The organism is Gimesia fumaroli (assembly GCF_007754425.1).
GTDB lineage: Bacteria > Planctomycetota > Planctomycetia > Planctomycetales > Planctomycetaceae > Gimesia > Gimesia fumaroli.
The window spans coordinates 681,998-699,548 of the sequence record NZ_CP037452.1; the positions used below are offsets into that span (position 1 = coordinate 681,998).

The following is a 17,551-nucleotide window of genomic DNA, read 5'->3' on the forward strand; positions in this document are numbered from 1 at the left end:
ATCGGGTTATGCTGGCTAACGCCAATTTTATCAATGGTTTATGGATCTTACTGGGAATCATTGTCTGTTATCTGTTCGTTTTGATTCCCATTCTGATTTATTATGCGATTCAACATATGAGGTCTCCTCAATTAATCTTGTTGCCTGAAGAAGACTGGAATGATTTTCTGACGGAAAAATGTAAGATCGAGTCCGATTGGGCTCAGTCAATGCGGTATGAAATGGTGGGCATTTATCGTTGGCAACAGAATTTTATTCTTGCCTGGGAGAGTGTGAATGACGCGACTTTTTTTCAAGTCACACTGTCGCCTTACGGACGATTTCACAGTTTTACGACAGTCTTTGAAGAAGACTATTCTCTGGTGACGGCCAACGATCGGGAGTCGTTGATTTTTCCTGCGCCTCCCCGGCGGTTTGTGCAGTCGTTTGGGATTGAGCAGACAGATCTTCTAAGTGATAAGCACCTGACTGCGGTCGACGATCTGATGAAAATCAAACATCTTCAACTGCGGGAGCAATTGCCGTGTTTTGAAGAAGACTATCTCAGCAGCATTCAGCAACAGCACGAACATGTCCGGTCGGTACTGTTTTATCCGATTCGAGGGATCTGGTGGTATCATATCGGACGTCGGGCCAAATTTAACCGACCGATCGATTTGCAGCAGGCCGTTTTAGACAACTGATCTGGCAACGAATGGGCTAGTACGGCGTGGTTTACTTTTGAAGTTCCCAGAGCCCACGGTGTATTTTCCAGCCTTCATTTCGTTTTTTTCGTTCGAAGCTGGTCTGATAATCCATGTCGTGTTCGGGGAGGCTCTCCTGCGGCGCTTCCCGCTGAACAAACTGAGGGGCATGGTCCATCAGATTTTTGACTCGTTCGAAATAGTCTTCCACATCAGTCCAAAAATGAAGTTCTCCACCATTCTTGAGTGCCTTGGTGATCCGGGTAACAAAGACATCCGTAAAGATGCGGCGTTTATGATGCCGTTTTTTCCACCAGGGATCAGGGAAGTAAACGTGTACTTCCGAGATTGAAGAATCCGAGATGAATTTATCAAAGGCAATGCGAGCATCGCCGCCCAATACGCGGGCATTCGGCCGTTCGGCTTTGAGTAATCTTGTCGCAGCCCGCCGCCCTTCACGGTAATCAATTTCCATACCCAGAAAGTTTTTATCGGGGCTGGCGCCACTGGCATTGAACAAGAATAAACCACGACCGGCTCCCACGTCCAGAACCACCGGATTGTCATTGTCAAAGAAATCAGACCAGTCGAAGGGACCTTCCAGATCTTCTAAAGTTTGAAAATAGGGTTTGAGGTCTTTGGTAGGTTTAGAACGCGACATGATTCGGGAAGTGGAACTTTCAGATTCTGCGAGAAGGTAATAATTACAACGTCCACACTGTAGAATAGATGGCGTGATGTGTAAATTATCAATCGAGGGCAGAAGGTTGTTTTTTGGGAGATCCCGATGTTACCCGAGTTTTTAATCCAGGCTGCGACACAGGTCAAAGGGGCCCTGACACGACAGGGGCAGAGACTGGTTCTTGCTGAGAGCTGTACCGGAGGCCTGGTTGCGAACTTATTAACGAGCTTGCCCGGGATTTCTGAGTACTTTTGTGGTTCTGCAGTGGTTTACCGCTGGGATACCAAAATGAAATGGCTTGGAGTGAAGCCGGAAACATTGGAGGAATATACGGATGTGAGCATTGAGACCGCTTGCGAGATGGCACTGGGAGTTTTGAGACAAACCCCGGAAGCATCGGTGGCTGCTTCGATAACGGGGCATCTGGGGCCGGATGCCCCCCAGCAACAGGATGGGGTGATTTGTATTGCAGTCGCGATGCGAACGGTGCCCGGTTTCGATAGTCCTCCCGAACTTTTTACCGTGAAAACCTTTCAATGTGATGCTCTGATGGAAGAAATGCCGCTCGATATTCAGACTGGTGCTGATTTCACACTCCGGCAGCACAGGCAGCTTGCCGCCGCCCGTCAGATGCTGAATCTCATTTTATCCGCTTTAGAACCATCAGCTTAGTGATTCGACTACCTGGTGGCAAATTTCGGATAATCGTCAAACTCTAGCTTTTCGGAAGACGTTGCCTTGTTTTTTTATGCGGTACAACCAGTTCTTTCGGCACGATCTTCGTTATGAGCGCGATATTCTGTGGTTCCCCTTGTATCAGCACAACGTGAATAACCGAACTATTCATTAGGCCGTGAGTGGTCGTTCAAAACATTTCATTTGACATGATCGATGTAAATGGAATGGCGCCCGGTAGAGTGGTCTACTCGGACAAAACTTGAACTGGCTCTCAGATGTTTCCAGGGAATCGTATTCACGAAACGGCTAAAACAAACTAATCGCTCTCGACGTGTCTTTTTCGAGGATTTCATAATGAAGCGCTGCAGTATTTGGGCCGCAGTTCTTTCAGCGTCTGTCGCTGTTCCGTTCGCTGGTTGTTCACACATGCCCACAGCCATGCTCCCGTCATCCACCAGGCAAAAAGTCCTGGACAGCAAAATGGTCGCTGCTCAGGAGCTGGAGAACAAAAAAGAATTGGAGAAGGCGAAGAAAGCCTACGAAACAATTCATAAGGCAGATCCGAAACGCGCCTTTGCCTGTCACAGGCTGGCTATTGTCAGTTATCGACTGGGGGAACGCGAGGAAGCGTTGGGGTATTTCAAAAAAGCCCAGGAGTTGACTCCTGAAAATCCGGAACTCTTGAGTGATTATGGCTATGCACTCTACAAGATGAAAAAGTATCAGCAGGCAGAAGAAATTCTGCAGGAGTCGGTTGATCTTGATCCGAAGAGTGAGCGTGCAGTAACGCGTCTGGCAACTGTGCTTGGGATTCAGGGAAAAATGTCAGAGAGCTATACACAGCTCTGTAAGATCAGCACGCCTGCAGAAGCGCATGAAATTATTGCACATCTGCATTCACAGCGTGGAGAAAAACAGCAGGCGTTACAGCAATATCAGAAGGCTCTGGCGAGCAGCAAAATGGCTGTTGGTGGTCGGGGAGAGTTAAAGAAGGGCACCAACGCCTATAAGTTGAATGAGCAATTGTTGAAGCGAGTGGAACAGAATATCGCCCAGCTCTCGAGTGATCCAACCTTGAAAGCTGCGAAAACGGACATGAAAATGGTCAATCATTCCCAGTCTCAGCAGAGAAAGCAGAAACTGAGTACGGCAGGAATGGAAAAAGACTTCTTTCGAAAAGTCACTGAAAAATCTGTCGCTCAGTCCGATCAGAAGAAGCAGGCTCAGCAGCCGAAGATCGAAGTTGTAGACACAAAGGATTCTCCGTTCCGCGTGATTCGAGACAATCTGGCCAAAAAGAATGTCGGAAAGGAAATCGAGAATCCATTTTTAACAGATCCGGCTTTGGCTGAATCAGCGTTTAAAAAACCGCAGGCGGAAGTAGCACAGACACAGGAAGCAAAGCCACAAATACAACGAGAAAAAGTAGACTTTGAGGAACTGTTGGCCAAGGCGGAAGCCCGTCCTGAAGCGAAAGAAGAAGTGGGATTCAGGAAACTGACCGACGATGATCTGAAACGGCTGGAGCAGACTGTTGCGAGAGAGAAAAAAACAGTGGAAATCGTTCGAGAACAGCAGGTCGCCCGGGTTGAGTCAAAACCGGTTCAGAGAAAAGAGAAAAAGAAACGTTCTGCTTATGAACTGATGCGTGAATTACAGAACGAACTGATTGCCGATTTCACACCTCCTGAAGCAGAACTGACCAGCGAGCAGCCTCGATTCCAACTGGTTGAGCAGACGGTGTCAGAAGTTCAACAGGAAAATCCGTTCGAAAAACAGGATCAGAATTCAAATCAGTTCGCCGCCGTTGCATCGCCGTTTGAAGGGCGGGCTGTGACTCGGATTGGTAAGTGGAATCCGATTGATCCTGAAATGAAAACAACAACAATCAGTCCTGTTTCACGTCAGATTGAAGTGCAGCCGGTCGTACAAAGCAAACAACCTTTTGTGCAGAATGCGGTTGTGAGTCAACCCAAACCGGAAGTCACTCAACCCATGACAGCGGTTGGAATGTGTCCGGATGCGAAAGGGGAAGTACGAAGACTGGTCGGACAACTCGATTCGATTGAAGTTCCGATGCTCAAGCAGGCGATTCAGCGTCTGGGAGCAATGGAAGGGGAAGCGATTGCTTCTGTACCTGCCTTGAGATCTCTTTCATTGCATGAGAATATGGGAGTCCGGATTCAGTGTGCGTTCTCCTTATGGAAAATTGAAGGGAATACCGATGATTCTATTCCCACATTGATCGATGCCATGAATTCCTCAGTGGAAAGCGATCGTTCCTTTGCTGCCGCGGTCCTGGCTCAGATTGGTTTCCAATCTCAGGAATTGACTCCGATTCTAGTTCGGTCTCTGTCTGACAATAATGAGTATGTCCGCCTGCATACTGCGGAATTACTGGCCCAGAATGCTGATTGGAAATACCAGGCCAATAAAACACTGGCGGATTGCCTGCTGTCGAAGGATGTGAATATCCGCTGGTTGGCCAGCTATAGTCTGGCTGATCTCAAGCCGGAAGATGATCGGGTCATTGCTGCTTTGTCTATTGCTTTGCAGGATAAAGCCAGCCAGGTTCGTGCCGGAGCCGCCTATGCTTTGGGAGAAATCGGGCCTTATGCTCACAAGTCGATTCCCGAACTCCAGAAGGCACGGTTTGATACGAATTCCGAAGTCAGAACTGCTGCGAAGAATGCATTAAGTCGCGTTCGACGAGTCAGTCCTCCTTCTGCTAACTAAAGTTTGTTCAGTGAAATCAGAAACGGCTCTAAGCGGGCAACGATTCCGCTTAGAGCCGTTTTCCATTGATGGCACCAGGCAAACAGGCAGAAGTTTATAAGCGGTTTCGATATGGGAAAGGTTGTGTGTTGACCGTCTGGTATTGGCTGCATTGATCAGGGGGCGCCGATGCGACATGTTGAGGGGTATTGGTTTGAGTGTCATTGGTTAAATGACGATCAAGCCGTCCTGCCAGTGCCTCTCCTTTTTGCTCCAGAACTTGCTTACGCCGTTTGCGTTCTCTTGTGGAGGCTAGGGCACCCAGCCCGAAATACGAAACGAGGCCAAACACGCCCATCATCAGAAAGGTGCTGTCTGCAGGCAGGGTAGAAAGCTCTCCCGTTGCCATTCCGAGAATAAAGATACTGATAATCAGGATCGAAGTATGACTCAGTAATGGTCGTGTGCCTGTTTCTGTTGACGCTCTTTTTCTAGAATGTGTCATAAGAGATCTCAGTCCCGGGATGATTCGAGGTGGGGAATCAATACTAAGTGGGCATAGACGATAGCCCTGTTCCCTTGAGAGATATGGATCTGCTCACTTAAACTTAGTTCGAGTCTCTGATCGGGTCAAAAAAAAGTCAGTAATTCGTACCGTTTTTTTAGAAGTGCCATTGAAAGTACGCTACTTTTTGGCGAGCTTTGGTGCTACAGCCAGAACGACCGTTAAAATCGCTATACCGATAGCATCTGTTTCAGGAGTAAAGAACGTCTGTGAAAATTGCCTTGGCACAACTGAATCCAACAGTGGGAGATCTCTCTGGAAATTGTCAGCGAATATGGGAAGTGGTACAGCAGGCAGAACAAGCGGGCGCTGATCTGGTCCTTTTTTCAGAACTGGTCGTCTGTGGCTATCCTCCCAAAGATATTCTTTTGCGGGAAGGATTTATCGAAGCCTGTGACCGGGCCGTCGAACGCCTGGCACGAGACATCAAATCGGAGATTGGTGTCATCCTCGGGCATCCAACTGGGCGTGATCTGCCAGCAGGACGGATCGCCAACGCCGCCAGCTTGCTGCATCAGGGGAAAGTGGTGTCCCGCGTTCATAAATTGCTACTTCCCAATTACGATGTGTTTGACGAGCAGCGTTATTTTCGACACGGCGATTTGAAACAGATCAAGCCGATTGAATTTCAGGGCCTGAAGCTGGGATTGCATATCTGCGAAGATGCCTGGTGGGGGCAGCCGGATACATTTTATCACAACCAACCATTGGAGTTGCCTGATCCGGTGAAGATCCTGGCAGACGCTGGTTCTGATTTGCTGATTAATATTTCAGCGAGTCCGTTTGAGATTGATAAACGAGAACGCCGTCATCAAATTGTGGATGCGCATGTTAGTCAATATACTGTTCCCTATCTATTCGTAAATCAGGTGGGAGGCAATGATGACCTGGTATTTGATGGCCATAGCTTTGTGACCGATCAGAACAACCAGATCGTACTGCAGATGCCCGGGTTCAAAGAAGGCCTGCAAGTATATGACACAGAGCAGTCTCTGGAAGCGGTCTCACTTGAAATCGAAACGAGTTCTCGCGAGGAACAATTATTTCAGGCGCTCGTCCTTGGCTTACGTGATTACATGTACAAATGCGGCTTTGCCGATTGTGTGCTGGGCTTATCGGGGGGAATTGACAGTGCGCTGGCATGTGCGATCGCTGCTGAGGCGATCGCCCCCGAACGCGTGCATGCGTTGTTGCTGCCGAGTCGTTATAGTAGCGAACATAGTGTAGCTGATTCGCTGGAGCTGGTGAAAAATCTGAGGTTGGATTATGAAATCATTCCCATTGACGAAGTACATCGTGCTTTTGAGAACCTGCCTGTGATCGGAGACGATTTAAAGATCCAGCCGGCGGGACTGGCCGACCAGAATTTGCAGGCTCGAATTCGCGGAGCGAATGTCATGGTTCGCAGTAATCAGCATGGCTGGATGGCTCTGGCGACCGGAAATAAAAGCGAACTGGCAGTCGGCTACTGCACACTGTATGGAGATATGGCGGGGGGCTTTGCCGTGCTCAGTGATGTCTTTAAACGTGACGTCTACCGAGTCGCCGAGCATGTAAACCAGAGAGGGGGGCGCACGCTGATTCCCGAACATATTCTGAAAAAGGCACCTAGTGCGGAATTGGCGCCGAATCAGCTCGACCAGGACTCATTGCCCCCTTATGATTTACTGGATTCCATTCTGAAAGGCCTGATCGAAGACGAGCTTTCCGTTCAGAGCCTGGCCAGAGAATATCCCATTGAAACAGTTCGGTGGGTTGCCAATAAGCTGGATCGAAATGAATTTAAACGGCGTCAGATGCCTCCGGGGATCAAACTGTCTACCCGCGCTTTTGGGTCAGGACGTCGAATGCCGATGGCGGCTCGATTTCAATGGGAAATAGAGTAATCATTGTCACGACAATATCTCTCAATTTGAGTATCGCAGTGGGATGAATCTATGAGAAGTCATGCTTTGTTTATCATCTGTTTTCTGTCTGTTGTTCTCAGCTTACAGAATGGGCATGCAGAAGTTCCGCGTCGATTGCCGTTCACCAGGCCGGAAGCTGTTGGCATGGATGCGGGACGACTGGCGTTCATTGATTTTGTCGTTCAACGCGGTCTGGAACGCAATTCGATGCCCGGAGCCGTCGTGCTGGTAGGATATCAGGGAAAGATCGTATTTCTTAAAGCTTTTGGCGATCGTCAACTGAAGCCTGAAAAAATCGCGATGACGACTGACACGCTATTTGATATGGCCTCGTTGACGAAGCCTGTTGCGACTGCGACGAGTGTGATGCAGCTGGTGGAGCGGGGAAAGATTAAGCTCAGCGATCCTGTCTCGAAGTACATACCGGAATTTGCTGCGAACGGCAAACAGGATGTGACCGTTTATCAATTATTGACCCATCAGGGAGGCCTGATTCCCGATAATTCAATGAAGGATTATCGGGATGGCCCCGAGCAAGCGATGGAACGGATTTATGCTTTGAAGCTGTACTACGAACCGGGAACCCGTTTTGCTTACACCGACGTTGGCTTCATCTTACTGGCAGAGATTGTAAAACGCGTAACGGGACAAACAGTTCATGAATATTCGAGCAAAAATATCTTTCAGCCTCTGGGGATGAAAGAGACTGGTTATCTACCCGGGGCGGAGTTGCGAAAACGGGCGGCTACAACTCAGCAACGTGAAAAACGCTGGATGCAAGGCGAAGTGCATGATCCGCGGGCCTACGCATTGGGCGGAGTTGCCGGGCATGCGGGGTTATTCTCGACTGCGGAAGATCTGGCCGTTTATGCACAGGCGTTGCTCAAACAGGGCACTTATGGTGGAGCTCAGATTTTGAAGCCGGCGACCGTGGACATCATGACCCGCGATTATCCCGTAGTGGATGTGATCCGTGGTTTGGGGTGGGATAAATTATCGCGTTATTCTTCCAATCGAGGTGATTTATTTTCACGTCAGGCGTTTGGGCACGGTGGTTTCACGGGGACGTCAATGTGGATTGATCCTGCGCAGGGGCTGTTTGTAATTTTTCTCAGCAACCGGGTTCATCCGGATGGAAAAGGTTCGATCAATTCGCTCGCAGGGCGTATTGGAACCATCGCCGCCGCGGCAATTAACGATCGCGTACAACCACAGACAGGGGGGGCTGCGGTTTCAGGTGACAAGTTAGAGGTATTAACCGGCATTGATGTTTTACGCCAGCAGCAGTTCAAACCATTGAAAGGTTTACGGATTGGGCTGATTACCAATCACACCGGCGTCAGCCGTGATGGGAAGAGTACGGTACAACTCCTGCAAGCGGCTCCCGGCGTTCACTTAAAAACCTTATTCAGCCCCGAGCATGGATTTGCCGGTAAACTGGACGTGGCGAAAATCGACGATTCCACTGATCAGAAAACCGGCCTGAAAATCTTCAGCCTTTATGGAAAAACGCGGACACCCACACCAGAGAGCCTGCAGGATCTGGATGTACTGGTATTTGATATTCAGGATATCGGCACACGGTTTTATACCTATATTTCCACAATGGGAAACGCGATGCGGGCGGCAAAAAAACAGGGTATCAAATTCATTGTGCTTGATCGTCCGAACCCGATCAACGGTGTCGATTTTGCCGGTCCTGTCCTTGAGGAGGGATCACAGTCGTTTGTGGGTTATCATCGTATTCCCGTTCGCCATGGCATGACGGCCGGAGAATTGGCGCGGATGTTTAATGAGGAGCTAAAGATCAATGTAGATTTACAGGTGATCCCCCTCAAGAACTGGAAACGGGACATGTATTATGATGAGACCGGTCTGACCTGGGTGAATCCCTCTCCCAATATGCGGAACCTGAATGAAGCCGTTCTTTACCCGGGTATCGGTTTGCTGGAAACGACCAATCTCTCGGTCGGTCGGGGAACGGATACTCCCTTTGAATGGATTGGTGCTCCCTGGCTGGATGGGATGAAACTGGCGCGGCAGTTAAATCGGTCCGGTTTATCGGGAGTCCGATTTGTGCCCGTTCAATTTACACCCGAGTCCAGTAAGTTTTCAGGAGAGCTGTGCGGGGGAGTGAATTTTATTATCACCGATCGGGGACAGTTTCAATCGGTGCGTACCGGACTGGAAGTGGCCCATCAATTACGATTGTTGTTTCCTGATCAGTGGGAGACCAAAAGCTTTAACCGTTTGTTGGGGAATCAGCGTGTCTTTGATGCTGTCGTCGCTGGTCAATCTGTATTCGCGATACAGGCTTTGTCCCAACAGGAACTGGCCGAATTCGCGGTCAGACGTGCGAAGTTTTTACTGTATTAAAATACGCACTCATCGTCAGGGCAGAATGAGTTGTGGTTCACCATTCACTGGTATCGTAAATCACTTCTTTGGGGCCAATGATTTGTGAGTCAAAATCTTCGACCAGTGCCTCATCTTTGTTGGGATAATTGAGGTGATTCAAGACATACCGCAGGCAGTTCAGGCGAGCACGTTTTTTATCATCTGATCGAATCACCGTCCAAGGGCAGGCTTTGGTGTCGGTGGCCATGAACATCGCATTCTGAGCCTTGGTGTATTCGTCCCAGAGTCCAAGCCCTTTGATGTCTATCGGACTGAGTTTCCATTGCTTTAATTGATCGGTCTCGCGCGCTTTGAACCGGCGGAACTGTTCCTCTCGGCTGACTGAGAACCAGAGTTTAAACAGATGAATCCCGGAATTGACCAGCATATTTTCTAACTGCGGTGCTTCGCGGAGAAATGTATGGTGCTCGGTAGGTCGGCAAAAACCCATGACTGGTTCCACTACACCGCGGTTATACCAGGAGCGATCGAAAAAAACGAGTTCCCCTTTGGTCGGCAAGTGTTGAATGTAACGCTGAAAGTACCATTGCCCCCGTTCGGTTTCCGTTGGTTTGGGTAACGCGACAACCCGGGCATCCCGTGGATTCAGATGCTCCATGAAGCGTTTGATGGTACCTCCCTTACCAGCCGCGTCGCGTCCTTCAAACAGGATGACGATGCGTTCGCCATTTAACTGTACCCATTTTTGTAACTTTAATAGTTCGATTTGTAATGGTTTGATTTCCCGTTCATACTTCTTGCGACTCAGTTTGGTCCGGTAAGGATAGGTATCGCATAGAACGTGGCCTTTCTCTGCAGACGTTACTTTCTGCTGGATTTCCTCTGGCACAATATCTCTGGGGAGTTTCAGGTGATAGGTCACTGGCAACAGTGCAGGGTCTTGTGATTTTTTTCCAGACTGAGAACTCATAATTCGTCCTGTTTTCGTTCGAAATTGAGATGAAAATGATTTTGTGGAATACTGCGAATGGAAACTTATTATGAAGTTCAGGTAAGAAAATAGAAACCGGAGCCTGTTCAGAGGCAGAACGTTTCGCGTAATCGGCTTTTGTGAATGATTGTAAGTGCTTTTTTTGTAATGGGTTACGGTTTTCCGTCCTGGTGTGTTGCTCCGGCTTTTTAATGGCAGCAATGCTCCCGCTGGCTTAAAGTTCCTCTTGCAGCAAAACCGGCTTTTTTTTAGGCTCCCGTTCTCTTCTTTCACATCTCACTCAAATTTCAAAAAATCACTCACCGAATCACCGCTGGTTGTATTCACATTCTGTGAAAGCAACAGTCGTTCGTTAATTTTATCACAGGGAAGTAAAGCCGTTATGTGGAGATCATTTCTCGTCATTGGCATGTTTGCAGTTGCGCATGTTGTGGGAATCAATACATGCATGGCACAGGAATTTCGAATTCGCACAACTGTTTATCATCATCAAACGAATGTGGATCCGACGATTGTTTCCCGCAGCGTCTCGATTTTTCACGCTGAGAAAGTGTACGACCATGTGGATGGTCTCGGCGAAGTCACGATCTTTGATCCAGCGCAAAAGCGTTTAATCATTCTAAATGAATCACGTATGATTAAAGCAGTGATCAATTTCGATGAAATTAAAAACCTGTTGAACGTCGCGCGGCACCAGACCCAGGAATATATTCACGATAAAATCAAAAGACAGGAATCGTCGGGGAAGGAAATCGCTGCGCAATTGAAATTTCAACTCGATCCGGAATTTGAGATTGCGTTTGATAATACCAGAAACCAGTTAACGCTGGAGAGCAAGTTGATAAATTATCGAGTCCAGTGCGTTGCCCCCGATCAGAAGGAGTCGGTTGAAACCTATTTGCGGTTTGCAGACTGGATGGCCCGATTGAATTATGTGTTGCATCCTTACACGTTGCCTCCAGGGTCGCGGGTTACCTTGAACCAGGAGCTTCGGTCGCGTGATCTGATTCCGATCGAAGTGGAATTACAGACCCGGCTTGAAGAGAAGCTGCATTTAAGGGCAGAACACAAAATCCACTGGAAGCTGGACAACAAAGACCGTGGACTCATTCATCACTGGGAAACGTTGCGCAAAAACAAAGACGTGAATACCATTACGGTTCAGGAATATCTGCGCAATCAGTTTGCCAATTTGCGAAAATAGTGTCTCACGAAATGAAATCTTTAGCCCATGGGGCAAGATATGGTTTACTTGCCGATGACGGGAATCGTTTCCGGCGGTTCATACCATTCGATTTTCTGTTCCAGCAGTTTGGAAAGCGTGGCCAGGTTTTGATTGAGATAATCTATGAGCGCCTGATCTTTTTTAGGCTTCCAGTCATATTGTAATAGTTCGTGGTATGCTTCTTCGGGAGTCTTTTTCTGAACCAGCATGCGATACGCGGCTACGACCCCGCCTGTCCGCTGGGCTCCTGCAGCACAGTGCACGAGAACGGGCTTACCTGCTTTCTCACAACGCATGATTTCTGCAACGGCCTCGGCATAGTCTTCGACATCGCCCGTACCATCACCAATTAGATGTAATACCTGATGGTCAATCTTCAGCTTCCGTGCCGTTTCGACTTCAGACTTGAGATAAGGTTTGTTTAAGTCGCTTCCGTTTAAGGCGATCACTTTTTCGATTTTATTCTCACGGAGCATCGGTTCTATCAGGTAGCTGGAGACCTGACCGCTGCGGTAGATTTTGCCCGGTTCCACCACGCCCCAGCGTTTGGCGACCAGACGATCCTCCAGAAACTCCTCCCAGAACAAAACACCGGCACCAATCATGACGCAGACGGCGATAGAGATTTTGAGATATTTCTTATTCTTGGTAGGCGCGTCAGTCAGTTCGACGACGGATTCTTGATCAGGAGTATTCATGTTCAACCTCAATGGCCTGGTGATCGATACAATCGTTTCTCCGGAAGCCAATGCTCCAGAGGGCTGGCATTGTAATGGAACTTATCAAACCATGAACAGAGGAAAATGAGCCTGACCAGGCCGGTTTTAAGCTGTCTCAAATGGGCTGGCGTTGGCACTCGGGAAATATTTGCACATCAGAATCCCGAGTTCGTACAGCATGATCAGCGGCATCATCATCAGGACCATACTCATGGGATCGGCGGGGGTCATCAGCATGGAGATGACCGAGATGATCAAAACCGCCATTCGACGTTTTTCGTGATAATCTTTCACGGTAAATATCGAAATGCGTTCCAGGAATAACATGATCAGCGGCAACTGGAAGCTGAGACCGAACATCAACGGCAGCGTGATCGCAAAGCTGATCCATTCAGAGAGCCGAATCTGGGGATTCACGCCGAGTAGTTTGTTAAAGCCCAGCAGGAAGTTGAGCACAAAGGGGAACACGGCATAAAAACAGAATAGTGCCCCTCCCAGGAACAGGAAAATACTGATGGGGAGATAGACATAGACATATTTTCGTTCGTGCGGGTAGAGTCCGGCTGCCACAAACTGCCAGATCTGATAGATGACCCAGGGACTGGCAAATACCAGGCCGGCGACGAAAGAGACTTTCAGGTAGATCGTGGTAAATGCTTCCTGCACAGCCAGCGTGACCGGCTCTGACATCTTTTCTTCCAGATTATCAATCCGGTGCTGATAATCCAGCAGGATTTCTTGCAATGCTTTCGACTCGGCTGTGTGTTCCTGTCGACTGTTGAGGCTGGCAATCAACTCTGCAACGGTCTTTTGCTGTTTCTCTTCTGAATTTTCTTCCGTGCGGGGATCCAGATTGTATTCTTTAAGAGCCGCATCAATGGGAGCACGGACAACAGCGACAATTTTATGGCCGATGAATAAAGCGCCTACAACGCAGATGGCAAGGCCGATCAGCGCTTTCCACAAGTGAACGCGAAGGGCTTCGAGGTGATCCCCGAAACTCATGGTGGATTCATCAAATAGATCGTGGGAATGTGGTTTCATGGAACTTTATCATTCTGGAGAGACCAATATCAAACAGCATCACCACAATTTGCGCTATACAGGATGAGCGACAATGGCATCGGGTGGATGAGTGGGTACTGTTCAGAACAAATGGAACACGGTCAATTGGCTCCCGATGATATCACGTCGTTGCAGGAGAGTGAATCAGGAGTACCCACTCCATTTGCCCGCTGGATGAGCAGGAGGGAAGAGCGGTGAAAACTTTCCCTATTGTAAACAACCAGACAGGACTGTCAACCAGAGGCTTTCGGCTGAAGAGGATTTCCGGGATTAGGGAGCGGCTTCATCTGCTGGGACATCGGCAGGAGCGTTTGCGGCGGGAGGAATTGCCTCATCCTCAATAATTCCATGCTGGGCCATTCCCAGATATAAAATATTGCCAGCAATCAGAGACATCGTCCAAGTGAGCATGACTGGCCCCATATCCCTGTCATGTTCAGCATAAGCCCAGCCTTTTCCGTAAGCATAGAGTGAGATAAAGAAGCCAAGGGCACACTGGCCTGCCCCGTCTTCCTGGTTAATCTTAACAAGTGTCGTTCCAAAGCATCCCAGGATTGTTAAGGAAGTAATGCCAAGCAGAACGAACAGGAGAATTTCTGGTAGCATGGGGATAAGGAAATAGAGCCCCATTCCTACGCCTGAGCCTACAGCGACGCCAATCGTGGCGAATTTCCAGCGAGCTGTAGTGGGGCCGCTCTTTTCTCGCTCTGCCTTGGAGACGTACTTTGTTTCTTGGGTTTTGGTAATCAGTCCCAGGTCTGGTTTACAGTGAACGGCCAGCAAGCCATTCACTCGTGCATTATAAATCATCGCCGGTGCATAGAAGATGCAGGCAAGTAGCCAGAGTACCGAAGGGACGATCAGAACTTTCGGGTTCAGTTCGGCGGGAGTCTTGCCAACCATGGGCCCTGCCACAAAGTCTTTAATCTTGTTTTCTTCTGCGTATTCCTTCTCCGAATTATCGCGTGCAATTGACGAATTGTATCGGACGTTCGAGAAGAATTTATTCAGGTCATTCCCATAGACAGCACCGATGCCTGCCAAACAGCCGATCACAGGCAGGTTTGTGATCACAAACACGAAGCACCAGAAGAGTGCGGGTTTAAATAGCGTCAGAAAAATTTTTCCCAGCTTGTGTAGCAACCAGCCGGGTGAAGAATCTGCCATTGTCATGTGTGGTATCGCGAGGGGAAACATGAAAAAGGTTGGCAGAAAACCAATGGCGATTAAGATCGCACCGACGGGCGTCGAACCGTTTGCAATATAGTAGAAGCCCAGCGAGCCAAAGATCGCTTGCGCAGGCAGGCTGAATAGAATTGCCCAGAAAATGAATTTAATTCCCAGGGCAGAGCAGAGAAAAAAGTCGAAATTGATTCGCTTCAGTTTATCTTTTTTCTGTAAAGCGAAACGGACGACTTCAGTCTGGATAAACCAGATCCAGCCTGGAATTGCCATAATCGACACGAAAGCAATAAAGCCCCAGAACGCGCGCGGCGGCGTGCGATGGCACCAGAGCATCATAAAGATCGCCCCAAAAAACAGGCAGCTGGCGATCACAGAATAGATGGCCGTCTTAATCGCAAGCCCTTTATGATTTCCCAGAAAACGGTAGGCATCTCCCCAGGATTTTGAGTAGAATTCTTCAACTGTAGGACCTTTTCGTTTTCGTTTTCGGCGCGTTGCTTCGCTCATGCGCCCTGTGCTCAAGTCGACTCCACAGTTGGCACATTCGATATCTTCCTCGTCGACATCGTATCCACATCGGGGACAGATTTTTGATTCTTTGTCTTCGATCTTGTCGATGTCAAAACTGGCTAAGAAATCATCGGTGTCGGCAGAATCACTCTTGGAACGACGTTTCTTTTTAGGTTGGCCTGAGGGAACTTTGACTGGGGCGCTGCATTTTTTACAGCGAACCCGTTTACCTGCTGCCTCATCTTTAACGGAAAATGAAGCATCACATTCTTTACAGCGAACCTTAATGGGCATGAATGACCTTCGAGATGTCTTTGATAAATCGCTCGTTCGTTTTCTTTAGAGGGCCGATCAATGCCGGAACGAATTATCTGGTCCCGGATCAGGATGTGAATGGAATCAATCGGCCTCGCTTGTCTTCTAATTATCAACAGACAGGGGGGCAATTAGCAAGTGGACAATGACGGAAATTCATACGGTCCCTCCCTTTATCTTCATGTTGCCAATATGGTTAGTTCAGAAGTGGGTTATGTAGTTTGACCTGTAACAGACGCTGCAGTTCGTGTAAGCGGGCAGACGCACTTTGTTCATTATCCATCTGATCACAGAGGGAAAAATAGCGAATTGAGCGCGAAAGGCAGCGTGTTGCACGTTGGAAACGCCCTATTGCCCAGAAGATTTCCGCAAGATGAACCAGATCCTGTCCCATTGCTGACAGATTTGACGTCTGTTTGTGCAGCAGGTAGGCTTTCCAGAGATAGCTGATGGCTCGTGCGTGATTTCCCTGCAAACCATGGATGATTCCCAGATTTCCCCAGTCTGCTGCCTGGGCATCAGGGCTGCCATAAAGAATCTCCCGGGCGAGGGAAATGTTCAGTAGTTGTTCTGCCAGTTGATAATCCCCTTGGATAATCGCATCATTAGCGCGCCCGGTCAGATCACAGGCGGCGTCATCAGAGAGTTGATCGACTTCCTGTTCTAGTGTGAGATGGTCGGCTGATCGTAAATCGCCCCAGGCAATGGAATATTGCTGGAATTGAGCTGCCAGTTCAAAGTATCCTAATTTGCGATAGGCGATTGCGAGATTGTGGCAGACGACAGAACGCAATAGGTTTTCCTGCTGTTGATGTGCGTAGTCCAGTGTGATCGAGAGTTGTTCAATCGCCTCCGATGCATGCCCTGTTTCCAGCAAAAACTGGCCCAGGTGCAGGCAGCGTTCCCATTCAAGTGCTTCAATTTCCGGAGCGTAGAACAAGGCGCGTGCCTCGTTTCTTTTTCCCTGTAATGTCAATTCATGCGCCCATTTTACGCGGTGCGCCAAGGTTGGAATCTCATTGGATGGGAAGGGGGCCTCATTTGGTTCAGACACGTCAAACTCCTCTCGTAGTCTTATCTCAATAGTGTGAAGATGAAAAACTGAGAGAGAGAGTGTGTGTGAGGCAGATAGTTTGAGAAGTGAGGAAGAGAAGTCCTCTGCCCTGAATGAGAGCTTCAGGGAGATTGTTTGCTATTTCAAATGTCGATATTACCTATTTTAACAGTTGTGTCAATTATTATTCTTCTAATTTTGCAGAAGTTTTGAAAAGGGGGGCCGGTTCAGGAGCAAATGGGGTGATCTCAAAATTCGGTTCACCACTGCTGCCAAATTGGCAGCAGGATTGAAGCCTGGTCAGACTGTCCGGCAGGAAGTTACATTAATTGTAATCGAGGGTAATGATGATAAATGTAAATTATGATTGATGTTATGGATTAATATCAAAATAGGCACGGCGTTCGCATCAAGAGAGAGCACGCTGAGATCTCTGAAAGTGATCTGAGTTGCTGTAGCGTTGTTGTGGAGCGGCTTTTTGCCACCACAGATTATAAATACAATCAATGTGAAGACATTTGAGTCAGAAATCAAAGAAAATCTAGGAGATCCCAATGGCGAAGAAGGCTGCCAAGGCAAGTAAAGGCGCCCGGATTGTCCCTCTTGGTGACAAAGTCGTTCTGAAAAGAGAAGTCGCAGAATCAACCACCGCCGGTGGTATTGTTCTGCCTGATAGTGCACAGGACAAGCCACAGCGTGGTGAAGTTGTCGCGGTCGGAGATGGACATGTCAAATCAGATGGAACAAAGCTTCCATTAACTGTCAAAGAAGGGGATCGCGTGATTTTCAGCCCCTATGGCGGGGACGAAATTAAAATCGGCGGAGAAGAATACCTGTTGCTCCGCGAAAGTGACATTTTGGCAACTTATTAATCTGTCACACATTGTATCTAGCGGTAA

At 48.4% G+C, this 17,551-nt stretch carries 14 protein-coding genes; 7 read left to right on the forward strand and 7 right to left on the reverse strand.

Annotation, left to right across the window (positions count from 1 at the left end):
* The first annotated feature begins 8 nt into the window (after positions 1–8).
* Positions 9–683, forward strand: a complete 675-nt coding sequence (locus Enr17x_RS02675) for a hypothetical protein (RefSeq protein ID WP_145305687.1) — start codon at positions 9–11, stop codon at positions 681–683.
* Between the two features lie 31 nt (positions 684–714).
* Here the strand turns inward: Enr17x_RS02675 and trmB are convergent, their stop codons facing one another.
* The gene (gene trmB, locus Enr17x_RS02680) at positions 715–1,344 is read right to left on the reverse strand and encodes a tRNA (guanosine(46)-N7)-methyltransferase TrmB (RefSeq protein ID WP_145305688.1); all 630 of its coding nucleotides are present in this window, start codon (positions 1,342–1,344) and stop codon (positions 715–717) included.
* Positions 1,345–1,470: 126 nt separating this feature from the next.
* On the opposite strand from trmB, the gene Enr17x_RS02685 reads away from it, so the two are divergent.
* Both Enr17x_RS02685 and Enr17x_RS02690 read left to right on the forward strand, forming a co-directional pair.
* On the forward strand, positions 1,471–2,037 hold the full coding sequence (locus tag Enr17x_RS02685) for a CinA family protein (RefSeq protein WP_145305689.1): 567 nt from the start codon (positions 1,471–1,473) through the stop codon (positions 2,035–2,037).
* Between the two features lie 432 nt (positions 2,038–2,469).
* Positions 2,470–4,779 (forward strand): HEAT repeat domain-containing protein, encoded by a 2,310-nt coding sequence (locus Enr17x_RS02690; protein ID WP_198000935.1) that lies wholly within the window; start codon positions 2,470–2,472, stop codon positions 4,777–4,779.
* A 94-nt stretch (positions 4,780–4,873) separates the two neighbouring features.
* Here the strand turns inward: Enr17x_RS02690 and Enr17x_RS02695 are convergent, their stop codons facing one another.
* Complete coding sequence (locus Enr17x_RS02695) at positions 4,874–5,263, reverse strand: hypothetical protein (protein WP_145305691.1); 390 nt, start codon at positions 5,261–5,263, stop codon at positions 4,874–4,876.
* Positions 5,264–5,532: 269 nt separating this feature from the next.
* Here Enr17x_RS02695 and Enr17x_RS02700 point away from each other — a divergent pair, with 269 nt between their 5' ends.
* Both Enr17x_RS02700 and Enr17x_RS02705 read left to right on the forward strand, forming a co-directional pair.
* A complete protein-coding gene (locus Enr17x_RS02700; protein WP_145305692.1) occupies positions 5,533–7,209 on the forward strand; it encodes an NAD+ synthase in 1,677 nt (558 codons plus the stop codon).
* A 51-nt stretch (positions 7,210–7,260) separates the two neighbouring features.
* The gene (locus tag Enr17x_RS02705; protein WP_145305693.1) at positions 7,261–9,606 is read left to right on the forward strand and encodes an exo-beta-N-acetylmuramidase NamZ domain-containing protein; all 2,346 of its coding nucleotides are present in this window, start codon (positions 7,261–7,263) and stop codon (positions 9,604–9,606) included.
* Between the two features lie 37 nt (positions 9,607–9,643).
* On the opposite strand, the gene ppk2 is transcribed toward Enr17x_RS02705, so the two are convergent.
* Positions 9,644–10,558: a polyphosphate kinase 2 gene (gene ppk2, locus Enr17x_RS02710; protein WP_145305694.1), complete on the reverse strand. Its 915-nt coding sequence runs from the start codon at positions 10,556–10,558 to the stop codon at positions 9,644–9,646.
* 403 nt (positions 10,559–10,961) lie between these two features.
* On the opposite strand from ppk2, the gene Enr17x_RS02715 reads away from it, so the two are divergent.
* Positions 10,962–11,783: a hypothetical protein gene (locus tag Enr17x_RS02715; protein WP_145305695.1), complete on the forward strand. Its 822-nt coding sequence runs from the start codon at positions 10,962–10,964 to the stop codon at positions 11,781–11,783.
* Between the two features lie 44 nt (positions 11,784–11,827).
* Here Enr17x_RS02715 and Enr17x_RS02720 read toward each other — a convergent pair whose 3' ends face one another.
* From Enr17x_RS02720 to Enr17x_RS02735, 4 genes are all read right to left on the reverse strand, one after another.
* Entirely contained in the window at positions 11,828–12,502 is a 675-nt protein-coding gene (locus tag Enr17x_RS02720) for a dual specificity protein phosphatase family protein (protein WP_145305696.1), read from the reverse strand.
* 126 nt (positions 12,503–12,628) lie between these two features.
* Complete coding sequence (gene tatC, locus Enr17x_RS02725; protein ID WP_145305697.1) at positions 12,629–13,567, reverse strand: twin-arginine translocase subunit TatC; 939 nt, start codon at positions 13,565–13,567, stop codon at positions 12,629–12,631.
* 291 nt (positions 13,568–13,858) lie between these two features.
* The gene (locus tag Enr17x_RS02730; RefSeq protein WP_145305698.1) at positions 13,859–15,577 is read right to left on the reverse strand and encodes an MJ0042-type zinc finger domain-containing protein; all 1,719 of its coding nucleotides are present in this window, start codon (positions 15,575–15,577) and stop codon (positions 13,859–13,861) included.
* Between the two features lie 217 nt (positions 15,578–15,794).
* Positions 15,795–16,652, reverse strand: coding sequence for a tetratricopeptide repeat protein (locus tag Enr17x_RS02735; RefSeq protein WP_145305699.1), 858 nt, complete (start codon positions 16,650–16,652; stop codon positions 15,795–15,797).
* A 554-nt stretch (positions 16,653–17,206) separates the two neighbouring features.
* Here Enr17x_RS02735 and groES point away from each other — a divergent pair.
* Positions 17,207–17,524 (forward strand): co-chaperone GroES, encoded by a 318-nt coding sequence (gene groES, locus Enr17x_RS02740; RefSeq protein WP_002647314.1) that lies wholly within the window; start codon positions 17,207–17,209, stop codon positions 17,522–17,524.
* Positions 17,525–17,551 lie beyond the last annotated feature (27 nt).